Here is a 19259-nt window from a genome sequence, read left to right as displayed (position 1 = left end):
GGGAGTGTGGGAGTGAGGCGTTGTCGCTTCAATCGGTTCTTAATCTGCGGCACTTGCGTGCCTTCAGCCTGACTGCGCGCTACAACAGCGTCAAGCGGGCGGCGGTGGAGATATGTCTGTCCCAGCCGGCGGTGACGCAGGCTGTGACGAAGCTGGAGAAGGAGTTCAAAGTTTCCTTCTTCGACCGTACCAGCACGGGCATGTTCTGCTCCGAGTTCGGGCGTATTTTCCTGAACCGGGTCGACCGGGCCCTGGACATTCTGGCCAGATGCATCTCTGAAGCGGCGGCCGATGGAAAATCGAGCCCGCCGCGCGATCCTCTTAATTTGATCACGAACGCCCAGTTCCGGGTCCTGACCGTTTTTAGTGAATCCAACAATCTTGAATTCGGGGCCGAAGCCCTCGGCATATCGCTTCTGTCGATCCAACGGACGGTGATGGCGCTCGAGCGCTCGGTTGGCACCCGCCTTTTCGTGCAATCCAGTCGGTCCTCCGCGCTGACGATGGCAGGCGAAAGCCTGGTCAGAGGGGCGAAGCTTGCGATCCGTGAAATCGAGCTGGCTGCCGACGAAATAGAGAACCTGCGAGGATACAAGACGGGTCGAATCGTCATCGGTGCAATGCCGCTTGCGCGCGTCGACCTCGTCCCGCGCGCCGTCACCGCGCTGCTCCGGACCTATCCGGATGTCCGAGTCAGGATTACCGAGGGCCCTTACACATCGCTGATTTCCGGCTTGAGAAGCGGCGATATCGACGTGGTTGTCGGCGCCCTGCGCAACGGTTCGGTGCCGAACGACATCGAGGAGCGTGAACTTTTCACCGATCCGCTGTCCATCGCCGTGCGCTCGTCTCATCCGCTATGCCGCTATGACAGCATTTCGCTCGCCGATACCATCGGCTATCCTTGGGTCGTGCCACCAATGGGAACCCCGACGCGCACCATTTTTCATGAGGTTTTCCGCTCCCGCGCCCTGATGGAGCCGAGACGTCTTGTCGAGGTCAGCTCCAACGTTTCGCTTCGCGCTTTCCTCGTCGAGAGCGACCGCATTGCCTTCGTCTCACGCAGGCAGATCGATTATGAGGAACGGCATGGCTCGATCAAAATGCTGCCGATCGATCTGCCCGAGGCCAGCCGTCCGATCGGGCTTGCGCTGAGAAAACATTGGCAGCCAACAACTGCCCAAACGGAACTACTCCGGCTGCTCGGCGAAGCCGGCGATCTCGACCGGCAGGCTCCGAAAGAGCAGATGGATCCGGCGGGCGTCAGAAAAACTCGAACGGGTGTTTTCCCGGCACGGGGATGAAATTGTCAGTCAACCCATCGATCGCCGTGACGCCCATGTTCCAGCGGGCCTCCACGGACCCTGCACCAATGTGCGGGGTGGAGATCATGTTGGGCAGGTTGACGAGCATGTCGTTACGTGTTGGCTCCTCGTCAAAAACATCGAAGCCGGCCGCCGCGATCCAACGCTCCGACAACGCCCGATAAAGCGCGCGCTCGTCGACAATGCCCCCGCGCGCCGTGTTGATCATCACGCAATCGGGCCGGAGGCTTCTGATGCGGTCTATATCGTATAAATTGCGCGTTGTCGGGTTGAGGCTGAGATGAATCGACAAGACCTCGGACCGGGCAGCAAGTTCCTCGAAATCGACTTCCTCCACACCGTGATGGACATAGAAATCCGACCGGTCCTTGATGTCGCAGCCGAGAACGCGACAGCCGAAAGGCTGGAGAAGACGCACGAATTCCTGGCCGATCTCCCCCATTCCATGCACGCCAACCACCCGCCCGCTAAGCTGCCGGCCAAGACGTGTTAGAGGACGCTCACCGGCCCTGATCGAAAGGTTGCATTCGAAAACATGCCGAAGGCCGGCAATCGCCAGACAGAGCGCCAGTTCGGCGACAGCGCGCTTGTTGACGCCCGGTGACCAACCGAGGCGCACGCCGTGCTGGCGCATGGCAATCGGATCGATCTGATCGAGACCAACGCCGAGCTTCGAGACGACCCGCAGTTCGGGAAGTTCCGCAAGAACACGATGGGTAATCTTCTCGAAGGAGATGATCGCCGCATCATATCCGCGAAGGTAAGCTATAGTCTCCTCTTCGGTGCGGTAGTAGATGCCGCCCTCCACATTGACCTTGGCGCCCGGATAGCTCTTCTCAAGCCGTGCAACCAAGCCGGGATGCTGCGCAAATGCCACCGCCGGCACGACGACCCGGCTGACCGGCGGCAACCCTGCGGATCGGTCTCGGATTCTCAGCTCGCGCATACCTGTCTTCCTGGCCTTCGCGGGGGTTTCCGGATGCTCATCCACGCGCGCACCGGTTTGTTGGGCTCATTTGCAAGTCCATAGGTAGACCGGATTTACCGCACCCGCAATCACACAGAACTTATCCGTCGGAAGCGAATTCGAATTGGGAACGACGCCGGGATTCAGCATGATTTTGCATCGGTTTTCGGTTTCCACCGTTCATGATGCCGGGAGCCGCAAACATAACGACTGGAGGAACCTCATGGACACGACCCCGCCCGGCTCCGGCCCCGTTTCAGCCGAGCGATTGGCCGATCTGGCAGCTGCGAGCCGCATTCTCTACGATCACGGTGTCGTCGACGGCTTCGGCCACGCGTCGATGCGGCATCCGGAGAATCCTGAACTTTTCCTGATGTCGCGGTCGCTCGCGCCTGCGCTGGTGACGCCGAAGGATATCGTCGAGTACGATCTCGACAGCCAGCCCTGCTCGGCCGATGCGCCGCGCGGTTTCATCGAGCGTTTCCTGCACGGCGAAATCTACCGGGCGCGGCCGGACGTGAACGCCATCGTCCATAGCCACTCCCCGTCGGTCATTCCCTTTTCGCTGGTTGCCACCCCCATGCGAGCGATGTTCCACAACTCTGCCTTCCTCGCAGAGGAGGTGCCGGTCTTTGACATCGCGCAGGAATTTGGCGCGACAGACATGCTCGTCTGCGATTGCGCCAAGGGTCAGGCGCTGGCTCGCACCCTCGGCAAGCGGAACGTCGCGCTGATGCGGGCGCACGGTTCCGTCGCCTGTGGCCCAACGCTGGAGATTGCCGTCTTCCGGGCGATCTATACCGAGGTAAACGCCCGTATTCAGCATTGGACGAACGGGCTGGCGCCCGATGGCAAGATCGCGGCGTTGACCCCAGAAGAGGGCGAGCTTGCCGACGAACCGAACCGAACGGCGGGCATGCGCGCCTGGGACCTCTGGCGCATCGAAGCGCGCGAGAAATACGGCTGGTAAGAAGAATAAGAGAGCCCGGCTCAATAGCCGGGTTCTATCCACGCATCGATGACATGGCAGCCGCCAGCACGAACGATCGACAATCCCCGTTCGAACGCTTCCCGCAGCGCTTCGGCGGACTCGACCGGTCCTTCGCCTGTAAAACCCTGTGCCTTTGCCATAGCCACAAGATCCACTGCCGGGTCCGACAAACGCTGGCCGATCCATTTGTTTTCGACCGGCCGGCCGCGCTGCCTCGCCATGCGCTCCTGATGCACTTCGTCATTGTAGTAGGAGCGATTGTTGGCGACGACCATCAGCATCGGAATGCGCATGTTCGCGGCCGTCCATAGGGCATTGACACCCATCAGGTAATCGCCATCGCCGATGACACCGACGGTGATGCGGCCACTATCGCGCAGGGCAAGCGCCGCGCCAATCGTATGGCCGGGGCCTGTGCCAACCGCCCCGCCGCCATCCTTACCGAGGAAATCGAGCGGTGAGCGAAAACGGCAGGCACGTTGCGGCCATCCGAACGAAAGCCGTGCAAAGGTGATCGGGTTATGTTTTGCAAATTCGGCGATCGTATAGGCCATGACTTGCGCATTGAAGCTTGTCGGTGGCGCGGACACAGGGGCCAGGGTCCAGTGCGGCGTGTTCGCCGGATAGCGCTTGGGTAGCGGCTCCTGGTCGGCAAACTCGGCAAGAAGCAGGCTCACGAAACGATCGGGCTGCGAAAGGACCGGCAGATCCACCGCCGGCAGGCTCTGGTGATCCATGCTCCAGCCATTGGAGACGTACCGATCGAGCGAGCAGTGCACGACCTTAGCGGCAGTCGGCGTCTGCGTCTGCGAGGAACCGAGCCGCGCAGACAGGAAACCGGCCAGATCGTGCCAGTCGAAGCTGACAATCAGATCGGCTTCGGCGATCAGGCGGGATTCCTCTTCATTCGGCTTTTCACCGACCGGAGGAAGGATATGGGCCTCGTGCTCCGTCGGGAAGACAGATGCGTTGTGCGTCGTGGTCAGCACAACCGCGCCGGTCGCCTCAGCGAGGCGCACACGCGCATCCCATTCCGCCTGGCCGCGAGCGCCGCGACCGAACATCAGCACCGGCAGGCGGGCCGCACGGAGCGCGTCGCATGTCGTGCGGACATCGGCTTGAGAAGCTTCCGGCGCCGCTCCGGGCCGGAAGCGATCGACCGCAGGCACCTTCACTTCACGATCCAGGGCGCTCTCCTGCATTTCGGCATCAAGGCAGATATAGACCGGTCCGTAAGGTGCGGTACGGGCGATCTGGTCGCCTCGCAGCACCGCCTCTACCGCCGCCTCAGCGGAGATCGGCAGATTGTCCCATTTGATATAGGGCCGGATGATGGAAGCTTGGTCCTGGGAGGTATGGATCCAGTCGATCCAAGGACGCCGCTTGTGCGCGTCGAGCGGGCCGGTGGCGCCGATGATCAGCATCGGGCGACGATCGCACCAGGCGTTGAAGATTGTCATGGTCGCATGCATCAGCCCGACATTGGAATGCAGCGCAACCGCCATGGGCTCGTCGGCCACACGCGAAAAGCCGTCGGCGATAGACACCGCATGCTCCTCGTGCAGGCAGATGATCATCTTCGGATCGCTGTTGCCGAGATGATTGACCAAACTGTCGTGCAAGCCACGGAAACTCGCGCCGGGAACCAGCGAAATGTATCGATATCCGAGCGCGCGGATTGTCTGGGCGACGACGTCGCTCCCCCATGCCTCACCAAGGCTGGCGGAATGCGGCGTAAACTGGTTCATCGAAAAACTCCAAATTCGGGTGTTCAGAGACGTCGGGCAAATTGCCCGACGCTGTTGATCAATCTTCGACGAAGACCGCGTCGCGGCCATTGCGGATTTTTGGCAGGATGGCGAGGCAGAGCATCAGCACCGCTACGACCAGCAGGCCGACACTGACAGGCCGTTCGATGAAGGTCATGGCGCTGCCGCGCGAGATGATCAGCGCCTGGCGGAGGTTCTCCTCCATCATCTTGCCGAGTACGAAGCCGAGTGTCAGCGGTGCCGGTTCGAATTCGAACTTCACCAGCGTGTAACCCGCAAGCGCCAGAACCATGAGAATGATAACATCTGCCGGGTCGCGGTTCAGCGAATAGACGCCGATACAGCAGAAGATCATGATACCGACGAACATCAGCCGGTAAGGAACCTGAAGCAGCTTCACCCAGATGCCGATCAGCGGCAGATTGATGACGAGCAGCATCAGGTTGCCGATCCACATCGAAGCGACGAGACCCCAGAAGAGATCGGGCATCTTGGTCATGACCTGCGGGCCGGGCACGATACCGTGCAGGGTCATCGCGCCGACCATCAGCGCCATGACGGCATTCGGCGGGATGCCAAGCGTCAGGAGCGGAATGAAGGAGGTTTGCGCACCGGCGTTGTTGGCGCTTTCCGGGCCGGCAACGCCTTCGATCGCGCCGCGGCCGAAGCGGCTGGGATCACGGGCCAGCCGCTTCTCAAGCGTGTAGGAAGCAAAGGGACCGAGTACCGCGCCGTTACCCGGAAGGATTCCAAGAATGCCGCCGAGGATGGTGCCGCGCAAGATCGGCTTGACGGACTGCTTCAGCTCGTCGCGCCCCGGCAGCAGCCGACCGATGACACCCTTGACCACCTCGCGGTGCTCGACGTTTTCGAGATTGCGGAAGACTTCGGCAATGCCAAACAGACCCATGCCGATGACCGCGACATCCAGGCCGTCGGCCAGCCAGTCGAAGCCGAACGTCATGCGGTTCTGCCCGGTCGTGAGGTCCGGCCCGATCGTCGATAAAAGGACGCCGACGAGGATCATCGCGATCGCCTTGATCACCGAACCACGCGCCAGAAGCACGGCAAAGGAAAGGCCCATCACCATCAGCGAGAAATATTCGGCAGGTCCGAAGACCAGCGCGACTTCCGTCAGCGGTCCGGCGAGCGCTGCAATGACGACCGTGGCGACCGTGCCCGCGAAGAAGGAGCCGATCGCGGAAATTCCGAGCGCGATGCCCGCCTGCCCCTTGCGCGCCATCTGGTGCCCGTCAAGCGCGGTGACGACGGCGCTCGACTCACCTGGAATGTTGAGCAGGATGGAAGACGTCGATCCGCCGTACTGCGCGCCGTAATAGATGCCGGACAGCATGATCAGCGCGCTGACAGGCTCAAGGCCGAAGGTGATCGGCAGCAGGATCGCGATCGTTGCGATCGGGCCGACACCCGGCAGGACGCCGACAAGCGTGCCAAGCAGGCAACCCACGAAGCACAGAGCCAGATTGGTGGGCGTGACGGCGACGCCGAGGCCGACGGCGAGATTGGAAAAGAAATCGAACATGATCACAACTCGAGGGTCAGGCCGGGAAGCGTCAGGATCGGCATCGGCTGGTGCAGCGCATAGCCGAATAGCGCCACGCAGAAGGCCGTCAGCGCCAGGGCCAGCAGAATCAGCTCCTTCCAGCGCACCTCGCTGCTGCCGAAACCGCAGATCACCATGGCCACTGGCGCAGCCAGCAGGAAGCCGACATTGATCATGCCGACAGCGAAGGCGAGCATGCCGAGGCACACGAAGATCGGACCGCGGGCGCTCCAGTGCTCTAGCGGTGGCCCATTGTCGAGGAAGGACTGCACGATGAGGACCACGCCGCAGATGCCGATGGCGACGGCCACCCATCGCGGCATCATCGCTGGGCCCATCGAGCTGAACGTTCCCTGCGAAAGCTTCCTGACGGCCCAGATGGCGAAGACCGCCAGGCAGATCAGGGCAAGGCCGGATATGAAGTTTTGAGGGGCTCGTATGAAGCCGCGCATGGCACCTGCCTTTGGGTAAAGACCCGGAATATCTGTTCAATTCGGCACATGGTTCGCCGCCAGCCATGTGTACCTTTAAATCAGGCCTCGCCGCCGGCACCTGCCGGCGGTGGCCGGTTCTCGTGCCTATTCGACCGTCACTCCGGTTGCCTTGACCATCTTGCCCCAGTTATCGACCTCGGAGAGGAGATACTTCTCCGACTCGGCGGTAGAGCGGGTCTTCAGCTGGTAGCCGAGGCCGGTGAGATACTGCTTGGTCTGCGGATCGTTGATGATGTCGTTGATTGCGCCGTTCAGCTTGTCGACGATCTTCGGGTCGGTCTTCGAAGGCAGGAAGAACCCAACCCAGGATTCCGCCACGAAGCCCTTGAAGCCGCCTTCCTCGTAGGTCGGTACCTTCGGCATGGCGACCGAACGCTCGGTGCCGGCCACTGCCAGACCCGCCAGCTTGCCCTCGACGATCTGTGGCGCCGAACCGAAGGACGAGGCGACAGTGTCGATCTGGTTACCGACGGCCGCCTGTACCGATAGTGCACCACCGCGGAACGGCACATGGTTGGCCTTCACCTTGGCCAGAACCTTGAAGAAATATTCGGCGGCGATATGCGAGCCGGAGCCGACACCTGCCGTACCGTAAGTGATCTCCCTATCCTTGGCCCAGGCCAGGAAATCCTTGAGATTGCCCGGCTTGCTCGGATGTGTCGCGAGCGATTCCGCCGACGAGGCGGGCATGGCGACCGCCGTCAGCTCGTCGAGCTTATAGTCACGCTGCTTGTAGAGTGTCTCGTTGATGGCGATGGCGGTCGTGGTCGCAAGAATCGTATAGGCGTCAGGTTCCACGCCAGCCACGTATTTGGCAGCCGTGTTGCCGCCTGCACCCGCACGGTTGTCAATGACGACCGTCTGGCCCCACTTGTCCTGCAGTTTCTGCCCGATCAGACGCGCAAGCGTGTCGGCAAATCCGCCCGCCGCGAAACCGACGACGATATTGATGCGCTTGCTCGGATATTTGGATACGTCTTCGGCCGCACGCACGCTCGTGGTTCCCACAAGCGCGAGCGACAGTGCTGCAAGTCCCAAACGGACTGCGACTTTCCGGCTCAGATTTGGCATTCGACTCCTCCCAGTGTGCTATGCCTACTTCGAATTCACCCTGCAGAAAGCGCGGCCTCAGCTTCTCGCCGGGCGCTTCAGGTTAACGTGGATATGCTTTTCCTGCGTGAAGCTCAGAAGCTCTTCCAAGCACTCCTCACGCCCCATGCCGGACTGTTTGTAGCCGCCGAAAGGGGTGCCCAGCAGATGTCGCGACACTTCGTTGATCCAGACGAAACCCGCCTGGACAACGGCGGCCAGCCGGTGCGCCTTACGGACGTCGTTCGTCCAGATCGAGCAGGTCAAGCCGTAGTCGACGCTATTGACCTCTTTCAGCATCTGCGCCTCGTCGTTCCACTTCAGAACGGAAAGTACGGGTCCAAAAATCTCCTCGCTGGCGATCCGCATCTCCTGTTTCACGTCAACGAAAATGGTAGCCTCGATGAAGTTGCCCTTGGCGAGTGCCGGATCGTCCGGCCGCTTGCCGCCGGTCAGCAGGCGGGCGCCTTCGCTTGTGCCGGCGTCGATATAGCTGACGACCCGTTCCAGCTGGGTCCTGCTGATGATCGCGCCCATCGTTGTGGCGTGCTCGGTCGGAAGGCCCGGCTTGAAGGCCGAAGCCCGGCTTTTCATGCGCTCTACGACGGCGTCGTAGATGCTCTCGTGAATAAAAGCCCGGCTGGTCGAGCCGCAGGACTGGCCGCACCAGGTGAAATTCATGCCTGCGATAGCGGCAGCCGCAACCTCGTCCGGATCGGAATCCGGCATCGCAATCAGCGCGTTTTTGCCGCCGAGTTCGAGAAGTACGGGTTTCAACGTATCGGATGCAGCACGCATGACCGCCTTGCCGGCACCGACCGAGCCGATCAGCGCAACCATGGCCACCGAGGGATGCTGGGCAAGTGCCGCCCCGACATCCCGGCCACCGGGCACGACGTTGAAGACGCCAGGCGGTAACAGCCCGCCGACCAGTTCGGCATAACGGAGCGAGGACAACGGCGCCTGATCCGGCGGCTTGACGACGACCGTGTTGCCGGCAGCAAGGGGGGCTGCGGTCTTCGCTGCGCAGAACATGAACGGGTGGTTGAACGGGATGATGCGGGCGACCACGCCACGCGGCTCGCGAACCGAAAAATTCACCGAATCCGGCCCAAGCGGCACGGACGAGCCTTTCATTTCGGTGACCAGTCCGGCAAAAAATTCGAGCTGGGAGGCCGCGTTCATGGCGTCGCCGATCATCTCGTGGACCGGATTGCCGCTGTCCGCCGCATCGATCATCGCCAGTTCTTCGGCATTCTCCCGCACGATGGCAGCCATGCGACGCAAGATCTTGGCGCGCTCCGAAGGAAGTACCAGCCGCCATTCCTCATAGGCACGAGCGGCTGCCGCAACCGCTACATCCACATCGGCCGCAGATGCTTCCGCGACACTGCCGAGCGTCTCGCCAGATCCCGGATTGAAGAACTCAACGTAACGGCCACTTCGAGGCGCATGCCACGCGCCCGCATAAAAGAGATCCCGATGCGACGGCAGCATGTCGCCGATCGATCGTGTTGCCGCCTTGGAATGGGGGTTGGTTGTCGTATCGTTTCCCATAATCTCCTACCTGTATCGAGCCGACGATGAGACGCGCTACGCCGCCATCGTCGCATGTCATTCCTGAAGGCAAGCAGCACCGTTGCATCCGTGCGCTTCACATGCGCGGTGCCGAAGAGCCTGCCTGTGCTGTTTTCCTTGCCTGCAGAGCCGCAGGCTGCCCGATCAGGCGATCTGGCAGACCTCGTCGAAATCGAAACGATCGCCCCGCGGACGCACGCTGGCCGGATTGCCGTAGCCGATATTGATCAGGAAATTGGATTTGACCGACGTGCCCGCAAAGAACTCCTCGTCAACCACATCATGAAGGAAACCGGACATCGGACCGCAATCCAAGCCGAGCGACCGGGCCGCCATAATGAGATAGGCGCCTTGAAGCGTCGCATTGCGGAACGCCGCACGCTGCGCCAACTCTTGGTCGGCCTCGTAGACGGCGATACGCGCCACCGCATGCGGCGCAAGACGTGGAATGTGTTTGTAGAATTCCATGTCCGTGCCAATGATCGCCGTTGCCGGCGCAGACATCGTCTGGTCGACATTGCCGGGCCTCAGGCCCGGCTTGAGGCGCGCGCGGCCTTCCGGCGTATTGACGAAAACGATCCGCATCGGGCAGCAATTGCCACTGGTCGGCCCCATGCGGGCAAGATCGTAGACCTGCCGTAACAGGCTCACGGATACCGGTTTGTCGAGCCATGAATAATACGTGTGGGCTTCCAGGAAGATCGTGTCCAGGCCGGCGGCATCAAGCCCGGATTTTCCGGTCGTCATATCCATGCTCGTGCTGTCTCCTTTATCCGAATTGCTTGGGCGTGCCGGTTATGCTCGCCGGCGCATAAGCTGGACCTCATACCAGCTGAGGCGCCTTCTGGCGGACGCCTCAACTTGCTCCCTATGAGGTTGTTTTAGCGGGTCAATTTAGCTGGCGGCAAATTCGAAATCACGCAGCCCAATAAGTTTTCAATGCATGCTCAAATTCGCCAGGACACGACGTTGGATAGCCTCAGCAGCTTGGATGAATTACTGAATCTCTTCGATATGTCCACCAAGGAACAACCGCCCGACGCGGGGGTCGGCAAGCAGTTTTTCGGCTCGGTCGTGCATGCGGGTCTGGCCGAGTTCCAGCACGAGGCCATAATCCGACATGGCGAGCGCGGCCTTGGCATTCTGCTCGACCATGAGGATCGTCACGCCCTGGTCGCGGAGCCGCATCAGGGTACGGAAGACTTCCTGTACCAGGTTTGGCGACAGGCCGATGGACGGTTCGTCGATCAGGATCAGCTTTGGATCGAGAAGCAGGGCGCGTGCCACTTCGAGCTGCTTCTGCTGGCCGCCGGAAAGCTCGATCGCTTTGCGGTCGCGATGCTGACGAAGTGCCGGAAACTGATCCATCACCACTTCGATCCGGTCCCGCACCATGGCCTGGTCCTTGACCGTGATGCCGCCGAGTTCGAGATTGTGATAGACGGAGAGTTGCGGCACCAGATTGCGCCCCTGCGGTACGTAAGTGACACCTCGGCCGATCATTTCACGCGGTGTCAGGCGCGTCACGTCTTTGCCTTCGAGCAAGATCTGTCCGGCATGAATGTCGAGCAGGCCAAAGATCGCCTTGAAAACGGTCGACTTGCCGGCGCCGTTAGGGCCGATGACAGTGGTAATCGAGGCCTGCGGGATCTTGAACGAGACGCCGTTCAGGATGACGACCTTGCCGTAACCACCGTAGACTTCCTTGACTTCCAGCATGATCAGCCTCCGAGATACGCGTCGATGACCTGCTGGTTCGACCGGACTTCTTCCGGCGAGCCTTCGGCGATGATCGAACCTTCCGCCAGCACGATGACCCGCGTGCAAAGCGACATGACAAATTCCATGTTGTGCTCGATCACCACAAAAGTCGTGCCGTGATCACGATTGTAGGTCTGCAGCCTTTCCTTGAGGTTCCCGAGCATGGTCAGGTTAACCCCTCCGGCTGGCTCGTCGAGGAGGACGAGGTCAGGCCCTGCCATGAACGCCATGGCGGCGTCGAGCAATTTCTGCTGGCCATAGGACAAAGAGCCAGCCTTTTCCTGCCGCAGATGGCGCAGCCGGAAAAACTCGATCAACCTGTCGGCCTCGCCGCTTAACCCGGCATCCGCGGAGCCGAACAGGCGCGACCACATCGTGCCCTTGTGCTCCTGCCCGGCCAGGATGATATTGTCGAGCACGGTCATTTCCGGAAAGACAGACAATTGCTGGAAGGTGCGGCCGACACCGAGCCTGTTCAGATCGCAGGCCCGCATCCCCGCGACGGGCTTGCCGTTCACATGCACCTCGCCCTGGTCCGGCCGAAGCTGGCCCAGCACACAGTTGAACAGCGTCGACTTTCCCGACCCGTTCGGGCCGATCAGGCCGAGCACCTCGCCCTTGCCGACCTCGAAGCTGACATCGTTGACCGCCCGGATGCCGCCGAAGGATTTAGAGATGTTGCGGACGGAAAGAACCGTATCGCTCATAGCTGCGCCCCTTCCTTCATGTCGGTGCGAGCAACACGCTTCGGGCGGACCGCCGCGACGATACGGCTGCCGACCCCCATCAGCCCGCTTGGTGAATAGACCATCAGCACGATGACCAGGCCCGAATAGATGATGAGGTAATAGCCTTCGGTGAAACGCAGGAACTCCGGAAGCAGGATCACCACCGCAGCACCGAGCATGGGGCCGAAGAAGAATCCGGAACCACCGACGACGACCATGAGCAGGATCCGCAGCGAATGCTGCAGGGCAAAGGAATTCGGCTCGATATACTGCACAACCGGCGAAACGAGCGCGCCGGCAAGCCCGCCCGCCGCCGAGCCGATCGCAAATGCGAGCAGGGTGAGACGCCGCGTGTCCAGGCCGAGGCTTTCAGCACGGATCGGGTTCTCGCGCAGGCCCTTGAACGCGCGTCCCCAGGGCGAGCGGATCAGCCCATACATCAGGAGCGCAAAGACGATGAAGACGGCGAGGCAGAGGTAGTACATCTTCTGGTTCGAGCTGAGCGGGATCGACAGGAAAGTTGATTTCGTGCCGGTATTGAACAGCCAGAAATCCGGCCGCGGCATGTTCGATTTGCCGTAGGAGCCGCCCGTCAGCCAGTCCTCGTTGCGCAGCACCAGCACCACGAGCGTGTTGAAGGCAAGCGTCACGAAGGCGAGGAAGTGGCCCTTGACGCGCAGCGCCGGGAAACCGACGAGCAGGCCAACAATGAAGCAGCCGAGAACCGCGAGCGGCATGGCGACCAGCCAGTGGACGCCAGAAAGTGTCAGGAGCGCGGTGATATAGGCGCCGATCGCCATGAACGATCCCTGTGCCAGCGAGATCTGCCCCGCATAACCGAGCGTCAGGTTGAGGCCCATGGCGGCAATCGTGTACATCAGCCACGAGCAAAGGATGAGCGCCACGTAATTGCCCTGGCCGATAGGCGCGAGGACGAGAAGGACGATCCCGACGAGGATAAAGGCCCATTTTGGGATGATGGCCATCAGACGCTCCTTCCTTCGGATGTACCGAGCAGGCCCTCGGGCCGCCACAGGATGATGACGATCAGCAGCACGAGCGGGACGGCGGCGCGGTATTCGGCAGTGACATAAGTCGCGGTCATGTTATCCAGGACGCCGATCAGCAGGCCGCCCGCCAGCGCACCGCGGATCTGGTTGAAGCCCCCGACGATCGCGGCGATGAAAGCGATCAGGCCGAGATATTCACCGTTCGAAAACTTGGCGAGATAGAACGGCGTGATGAGAAACGAGGCGAGCGTCGCAAGCGCTGCGTTGATCAGAAACGTATAGAGAACCATGCGCTTGGTATCCACGCCAAGAATCTTGGCGACGTCAGGGTTCTGCGCGGTGGCCTGCATGGCACGGCCGGTCCTCGTGCGATTGAGGAAGAGCGTGAGAAGCACCACGACGCCCAGCGAAATGGCAAGATGCGCGATATCGGTGACCGAGACGATCGCTCCGAAAACATCCCAGCTGCCGCCTGAAACGAGCTCCGGATAGGGCTGCGCTTCTGCGCCGTAAAATTCCTTGACGCCTTCCTTCAGGAAGATCGCGAGCGACATCGTGGCGATGACGAGCGGCAGCCCGCCGCCGGTCTTCGACGCTTTCATCGGTTCGACGATCAGGCGCTTGAAGAGATAGCCGAGGACGAACACGGACACTGCGAGCGCGACAAGAAGTGCGACCGGCAGCGGCAAGCCTAAGCCCATCGCGATGAGCACAAAGAATGCCGGCAGCATGACGAATTCGCCCTGTGCGAAATTCACCGTTTGAGCCGCCTGCCAGAGCAGGGTGAAGCCGATCGCCGCCAATGCGTAGATCGATCCCGTTGCCAGGCCCGAAAGGAGGACTTGCAGGAATTGAGCCATGAGTTTCTTGCCTTCGAAGAAAGAGGGTGCCGGCCTTGCCGGCACCCCTGGCGGAAATCAGTTTGCCGGAACGGTACCGATAACCTTCTGCTTGCCGTCGACGACTTGCGTCATGAAGCTCTCGCGCGACATCTCGCCGGTCTTGTCCCAGGAGGTCGTCAGCAGCATGCCCGGATATTTGGCGACATCGAGCGTCAGTCCGTGCAGCTTTTTAGCGAGCGCTTCCTGATCGAGCGAACCGTTCATTTCCGTGACGTATTTGACCGCGTAGACGGCGATATAGCCCTTGAGGCCGTTATGGTCGGTGTCGCGGCTGTACTTCTGCTTGAACTTCTTGCCGAATTCCTGGACGGCCGGGACATTAGCTCCGACGGTGATACCGACATGCGCATAGGCGCCGTTCGCCGCATCGCCGGCAAGATCGATGACCTTCTGACTGGTGAGCGTGACTTCGCCGACGAGCGGAGCCTTGAGGCCCTGCTTCTTGGCTTCCTTCAGGAAGCGGGCAGCTTCTTCCTCGTTCAGGTAGACGAAGACGGCTTCTGCGCCGGACTCCTTGATCTTCGAGACGTCGGCCGCGAAATCGGCCTGCCCCTGTTCGGATGGCACGTCGGCGACGACAGTGATCCCGGCACCCTTCATTTCATTGACGAAAACGTCGTGGCCGCCTTTGCCGAACTCGTTGTTCACCCAGGCAACGCCGATCTTCTTGGCTTTCAGCGTATCCTTGAAATACGGGGTAAGGCCCGGAACGCCCTTGGCCGAACTGGATGAGGTGGCAAAGATATAAGGGTTACCCTGGCGCGTGACGTTCGGCGCTTCCGAGCCGGTGAACTGCGGCACGCCATTCTGCTGGGCGACCAGCATGTTGACGATGGTCGAGCCGGAATAGACCGTGCCGATAATGGCATAGGCTTCGGCGTCGATCGCCTTCTGTACCAGAGCGCGCGAGGTCTGGGCATCCGACTGCGTGTCGTAGTCGGTCATTACGATTTTCTTGCCGAGAATTCCGCCTGCGGCGTTGATCTCCTCCGCCGCCATCTTGGCACCGTCGCGATAGTTCGTGCCTGATACGGCACCGGCGCCGGAAAGCTCGCAAACGCAAGGCAGCGATACCGTGTCGGCGGCACGCAGGCCGGTTGGCATCGCAGTGGCGGTCGCCATGATGGTGAGCGCGGCCGCGGCGATAAGGTTAAGTCGTTTCATCTTCATCCTCCCAAAGATCTCCGGGTTCAGCCGGCAATGAATTCCTCCCATGTCCCGCCCGGCATCGGCCGCCCGGAACCATTTCGATCTGCAGAGGGGGCGGCTCCCAATCCGGCCTCTTCTGCAGCCTTCCCGAAGGCGGATCCCCCGCCCCCATCGGGCGGAAATTGCCGCCCGAAAAGTCCAACTTCTATGCTCCCGGTGTCTTCGCCCTGATGTCGTCGATCAGAATCTGGCGCAGTTCCGTTGTCACGTCCGGTTTATGCTTGAACCATCGTTCGAACCCGACCACCGCCTGATGCAGCAGCATGCCGAGGCCATCGACCGTCCGATGCCCCCTCTCGCGCGCAGTCTTCAGGATCTGCGTCTCCAGCGGGACATAGACAACGTCGTAGACGATAGCGTCCTTCTTGAGTGGCGACAGATCGATATCGAGCGGCGGCTGGCCGATCATGCCAAGGCTCGTCGCGTTGACGAGCAGGTCGCAATCGGCAAGCAGGTCGCCGAGTTCATCCATTTTGTGAGCGCCGACACCCGCGCCAAAATGATCCGCAAGCGCCTGAGCCTTGGACAGCGTCCTGTTGCACAGCGCAACTTGGAGACCCCGGCTCTGCAGGCCATAAGCCGCCGCGCGGGTTGCGCCGCCCGCGCCGAAGATGACGGCTTTCTTCGTGCCTGCCTCCCAGCCCGGCACCAGTTCATCGATGTTACCGAGAAAGCCGATCGCATCGGTATTGCCGCCAAGCAGCTTGCCGTCCTGCCACCAGATCGTGTTGACAGCGCCCATCTTCGTGGCGGCGTCGTCAATGCTATCGAGATGCGGGATGACGGCGGTTTTGTGCGGTACGGTAACATTGCCACCGATCCAACCGGCATCGCGGAAGCCCGCGAAGAAGGCATCGATTTCCTGCGGTGGGATATCGAGACGCTCATAGCTCCCTTCGAGCCCGTAACGCTTCAGCCAATAACCGTGCAGCATCGGCGAGCGGGAATGCGCGATGGGGTGGCCCATGACGAAAGCGCGTTTCGATACCATACTTCTTCTACTCCTTGGACATCAGCACGCCCGCCAAACGGCGGACAACGATTGGATTGCTTTAGCGGTGGAGGAATGCTTATGCACTTGGCATACCCTCCGGTCTCAGATGACGCTTCTGGGCAGCGATCCGGAAAGGCGCATTCGGCGCGCCATATCCCCTGTAGCCGCTGCGACGTTCGAGGATTTCGAAGAAGAAGCCCTCGGCAAAGATCGGGCTGTAGAGCTGGAAATATTCTCCCAGCTCGTCCCGATCATAAAGAATGTCGTGTTCCCGCAGCCGATCGGCAAAGGACGGATCGAGGCCGAATCTCGCTTCCACATCGTCGTAATAGTTGAGGGGGATGCGGAGCGGTGCAAAGCCGTTTGCCTTGAGCGCCTCCGCCGTCGCGAAGATATCGTCGGTCGCAAAGGCGAGGTGTTGGATGCTCGAGCCAAAGCGCTCGGCAATGAAATGGCCGGCAAGCGTCCTGCGGTTTTCGGCACCGTTCATGGTAATCCGGAACGCGCCGTCCTCGCTTTCGACCACTTGGCTGCGAACCAGCCCGGCAGGATCGACGATATCGATGAGCGGCGTCTTCGTGACGTCGAAGATCGACATGTAGAAGAGCAGCCAGGAGGGCAGCTCTTCGGCCTGCATGGTCTGGGCGATGTGGTCGATCCGCGTCAGGCCGGCGTCGGCAGGCGCCGTGTCATCGGCTAGCGGCTCAAAATCCACATCCCAGACATCGCGAAGTTCGCTTTTGTCGTCGATGAAATAGAGAAGCCCGCCGCCCACGCCGCGGATCGCCGGTATCGTCAGCTCGCCCGGGGCAACCGCCTGCTCAAACGGCTCCGCCCCGAGCGCCCGCGCCCTTTCGAGGGCCGAAGCTGCATCGTCCACCTTCAGGCAGACGGCATAGGCCGACGTTCCATGAACGGCGAAAGAGGAATGGGCGAAGCCCTTCATCTCCGTGTTCAGCAGGATATTGATGCCACCCTCGCGAAACAGTGTAACCGCCTTCGACTTGTGGCGGGCCACGGCGCGGAAGCCCAGGACGCGCAGAAACGCCGCGAGCGCATCCGCCTCCTGCTGGCCGGTTGCGAATTCGATGAACTCGACGCCCTTTGCCCGGCTGCGCTGTGGGATTTTCGACAGCGTACCGACGGCGGACGGTTCGGCGCTCGCGACGCGGTCCATCAGGTCGATCAGCGACCTGTGGCCATCCATCGAGATCAGCTTCGGCGAGCCGCCGCGGAACTGATCGTTGAAGATTTCGAGCGACAGCGGGCCATTGTAGCCAGTCGCGACCACCGCCCGCATGAAATCGACCACCGGCAGATCGCCCTCTCCCGGCATGTTGCGGAAATGGCGGCTGAGGTAGAGGAGGTCCATGTTGATCATTGGTGCATCGGCAAGCTGCACGATGAAGATGCGATCTCCCGGGATCGAGCGGATGGAATTCACGTCGATTTTGCGCGCCAGCGTGTGAAAGGAATCAAGGATCAGGCCGATATTCGGATGGTCCGCCCTGCAAACGATTTCCCAGGCATCCCGGTGGTCGTTGATATGGCGCCCCCAGGCAAGCGCCTCGTATCCGACGCGGATGCCTCGCTTGGCGGCACGTTCTCCCAAGTCCCGGAAATCCGCCGCCGCCCTGTCGATACCGCCAAGCGCCACGGTCGAAACATTGGAGCAGACCAGCATCAGCTCGGTGCCGAGTTCCTGCATCACGTCGAATTTACGCTCAGCACGGTCGAAGGCGCGCGAGCGCTGCGGCTCCGGCATGCCTTCAAAATCACGGAAAGGCTGGAACAATGTGATTTCCAGGCCGGCATCGCGCACCATTCTGCCGATCTCGCGCGGGGAGGCATCGAAAGTCAGGAAATCGTTCTCGAAAATCTCGACGCCATCGAACCCGGCAGCCGAGATCGCTTCGAGCTTCTCGCGAAGGTCGCCGCTGATCGAAACCGTCGCGATCGACGTCCTCATCGGGCATCCTCGCGGGTCGCAGAAGGCTCGACTGTAGTTTTGCGACCGCCATTGGCCTTGGCCGGAGCCATGAAGCGGAGATAGGTCAGCTGGATCGGCAACTGAGCAACGGCCATTTCTTCGCCGTTCTGCACTTTCAACCCGTGTTTCTCGGCCTCGACGAGCCAGGGCGTGACGACCGGCTTGGTGACCGCATCGGCGACGATCCGGACCTGCTTCAGGCGCTCGATCGGGTATGGCAGCGGATCGGTCGCATTCATTCCGAGCGGCGAGGCATTGACGGCGATATCGATCACCATGCCCGGCTGGACCTGGTCGAACACCGACATGTCCGGATATAGGCCGGAGAGTTCTGCGATCAGCGCCCGCTGGCGCATCTGGTCGCGCTCAAGGATGATGAGCGACGCCGCGCCTTCCGTCGCAAGCTCGAAGGCAATCGCGGTTCCCGCGCCGCCGGCACCAACGAGGAGCACATTGCAGCCCCGTGCCGAAACCCCATGGCTTAAAAGCGCTGCGATGAAGGCCATCCCATCTGTCATATCGCCGATCAGCCGGCCGGATGGCGAGCGGCGGATCGTATTGACCGCCTTGGCGCGCCGCGCTCGCTCCGTGACTTCATCCGAAGCGACAAACGCGGCCTGCTTGTGCGGCATTGTCACCGAGCAGCCGGCACAGTTTTCCATGGCGCGCAATACGTCGAAAAAGCTCGTCACGCGTTCGGGGCGGATATCCATCGGCACGATCACGGCATCGACGTCATTTTCGCCAAACCACTGGTTCATTGGGCCAGGCGACTTCACCTGCTCGACCGGATGGCCGATCAAAGGCACAACAATGGTCTTACCCGTCACGACGGGTTTTCGCTTGTTCGGCGCCATTGGCTTCTTGAACTCCTCCCGTACGAGGCAC

At 61.1% G+C, this 19259-nt stretch carries 17 protein-coding genes; 2 read left to right on the top strand and 15 right to left on the bottom strand.

Going from position 1 to position 19259, the window contains the following annotated elements:
* Positions 1 to 20 precede the first annotated feature (20 nt).
* On the top strand, positions 21 to 1304 hold the full coding sequence (locus PMI07_RS11945) for a LysR substrate-binding domain-containing protein (RefSeq protein ID WP_007755118.1): 1284 nt from the start codon (positions 21 to 23) through the stop codon (positions 1302 to 1304).
* Here PMI07_RS11945 and PMI07_RS11940 read toward each other — a convergent pair.
* Positions 1264 to 2271 (bottom strand): NAD(P)-dependent oxidoreductase, encoded by a 1008-nt coding sequence (locus PMI07_RS11940; RefSeq protein WP_007755120.1) that lies wholly within the window; start codon positions 2269 to 2271, stop codon positions 1264 to 1266. The genes PMI07_RS11945 and PMI07_RS11940 overlap by 41 nt on opposite strands.
* A 244-nt stretch (positions 2272 to 2515) precedes the next feature.
* Here PMI07_RS11940 and PMI07_RS11935 point away from each other — a divergent pair, with 244 nt between their 5' ends.
* Positions 2516 to 3262 (top strand): class II aldolase/adducin family protein, encoded by a 747-nt coding sequence (locus PMI07_RS11935; RefSeq protein WP_007755123.1) that lies wholly within the window; start codon positions 2516 to 2518, stop codon positions 3260 to 3262.
* Positions 3263 to 3282: 20 nt separating this feature from the next.
* Here PMI07_RS11935 and PMI07_RS11930 read toward each other — a convergent pair whose 3' ends face one another.
* From PMI07_RS11930 to PMI07_RS11865, 14 genes are all read right to left on the bottom strand, one after another.
* Positions 3283 to 5031 (bottom strand): thiamine pyrophosphate-binding protein, encoded by a 1749-nt coding sequence (locus PMI07_RS11930; RefSeq protein WP_007755125.1) that lies wholly within the window; start codon positions 5029 to 5031, stop codon positions 3283 to 3285.
* 58 nt (positions 5032 to 5089) lie between these two features.
* Complete coding sequence (locus tag PMI07_RS11925; RefSeq protein WP_007755128.1) at positions 5090 to 6595, bottom strand: tripartite tricarboxylate transporter permease; 1506 nt, start codon at positions 6593 to 6595, stop codon at positions 5090 to 5092.
* A 2-nt stretch (positions 6596 to 6597) separates the two neighbouring features.
* Entirely contained in the window at positions 6598 to 7068 is a 471-nt protein-coding gene (locus PMI07_RS11920) for a tripartite tricarboxylate transporter TctB family protein (protein ID WP_007755130.1), read from the bottom strand.
* 126 nt (positions 7069 to 7194) lie between these two features.
* Complete coding sequence (locus PMI07_RS11915; protein ID WP_007755133.1) at positions 7195 to 8181, bottom strand: tripartite tricarboxylate transporter substrate-binding protein; 987 nt, start codon at positions 8179 to 8181, stop codon at positions 7195 to 7197.
* A gap of 57 nt (positions 8182 to 8238) precedes the next feature.
* A complete protein-coding gene (locus tag PMI07_RS11910) occupies positions 8239 to 9756 on the bottom strand; it encodes an aldehyde dehydrogenase family protein (protein ID WP_024163757.1) in 1518 nt (505 codons plus the stop codon).
* 165 nt (positions 9757 to 9921) lie between these two features.
* Positions 9922 to 10524: a malonic semialdehyde reductase gene (locus PMI07_RS11905; protein ID WP_037086653.1), complete on the bottom strand. Its 603-nt coding sequence runs from the start codon at positions 10522 to 10524 to the stop codon at positions 9922 to 9924.
* Positions 10525 to 10773: 249 nt separating this feature from the next.
* On the bottom strand, positions 10774 to 11496 hold the full coding sequence (locus PMI07_RS11900) for an ABC transporter ATP-binding protein (RefSeq protein WP_007771899.1): 723 nt from the start codon (positions 11494 to 11496) through the stop codon (positions 10774 to 10776).
* A 2-nt stretch (positions 11497 to 11498) separates the two neighbouring features.
* Positions 11499 to 12245 (bottom strand): ABC transporter ATP-binding protein, encoded by a 747-nt coding sequence (locus tag PMI07_RS11895; protein ID WP_007771897.1) that lies wholly within the window; start codon positions 12243 to 12245, stop codon positions 11499 to 11501.
* The gene (locus PMI07_RS11890) at positions 12242 to 13252 is read right to left on the bottom strand and encodes a branched-chain amino acid ABC transporter permease (RefSeq protein ID WP_024163756.1); all 1011 of its coding nucleotides are present in this window, start codon (positions 13250 to 13252) and stop codon (positions 12242 to 12244) included. The genes PMI07_RS11895 and PMI07_RS11890 overlap by 4 nt, the downstream gene beginning before the upstream one ends.
* Entirely contained in the window at positions 13252 to 14136 is an 885-nt protein-coding gene (locus tag PMI07_RS11885; protein ID WP_024163755.1) for a branched-chain amino acid ABC transporter permease, read from the bottom strand. The genes PMI07_RS11890 and PMI07_RS11885 overlap by 1 nt, the downstream gene beginning before the upstream one ends.
* A gap of 57 nt (positions 14137 to 14193) precedes the next feature.
* Positions 14194 to 15342, bottom strand: a complete 1149-nt coding sequence (locus tag PMI07_RS11880) for an ABC transporter substrate-binding protein (RefSeq protein ID WP_007773479.1) — start codon at positions 15340 to 15342, stop codon at positions 14194 to 14196.
* A 190-nt stretch (positions 15343 to 15532) separates the two neighbouring features.
* On the bottom strand, positions 15533 to 16378 hold the full coding sequence (locus PMI07_RS11875; protein ID WP_007773482.1) for a shikimate dehydrogenase: 846 nt from the start codon (positions 16376 to 16378) through the stop codon (positions 15533 to 15535).
* A gap of 79 nt (positions 16379 to 16457) precedes the next feature.
* Positions 16458 to 18350, bottom strand: a complete 1893-nt coding sequence (locus PMI07_RS11870; RefSeq protein ID WP_007773484.1) for a bifunctional sugar phosphate isomerase/epimerase/4-hydroxyphenylpyruvate dioxygenase family protein — start codon at positions 18348 to 18350, stop codon at positions 16458 to 16460.
* Complete coding sequence (locus PMI07_RS11865) at positions 18347 to 19228, bottom strand: shikimate dehydrogenase (protein ID WP_007773486.1); 882 nt, start codon at positions 19226 to 19228, stop codon at positions 18347 to 18349. Before PMI07_RS11865 ends, PMI07_RS11870 begins: the two co-directional genes overlap by 4 nt.
* Positions 19229 to 19259 lie beyond the last annotated feature (31 nt).

Source organism: Rhizobium sp. CF080 (assembly GCF_000282095.2).
Taxonomy (GTDB): domain Bacteria; phylum Pseudomonadota; class Alphaproteobacteria; order Rhizobiales; family Rhizobiaceae; genus Neorhizobium.
Note: the sequence above shows the minus strand (reverse complement) of the source record. Positions and strands in the feature narration are given on the sequence as shown.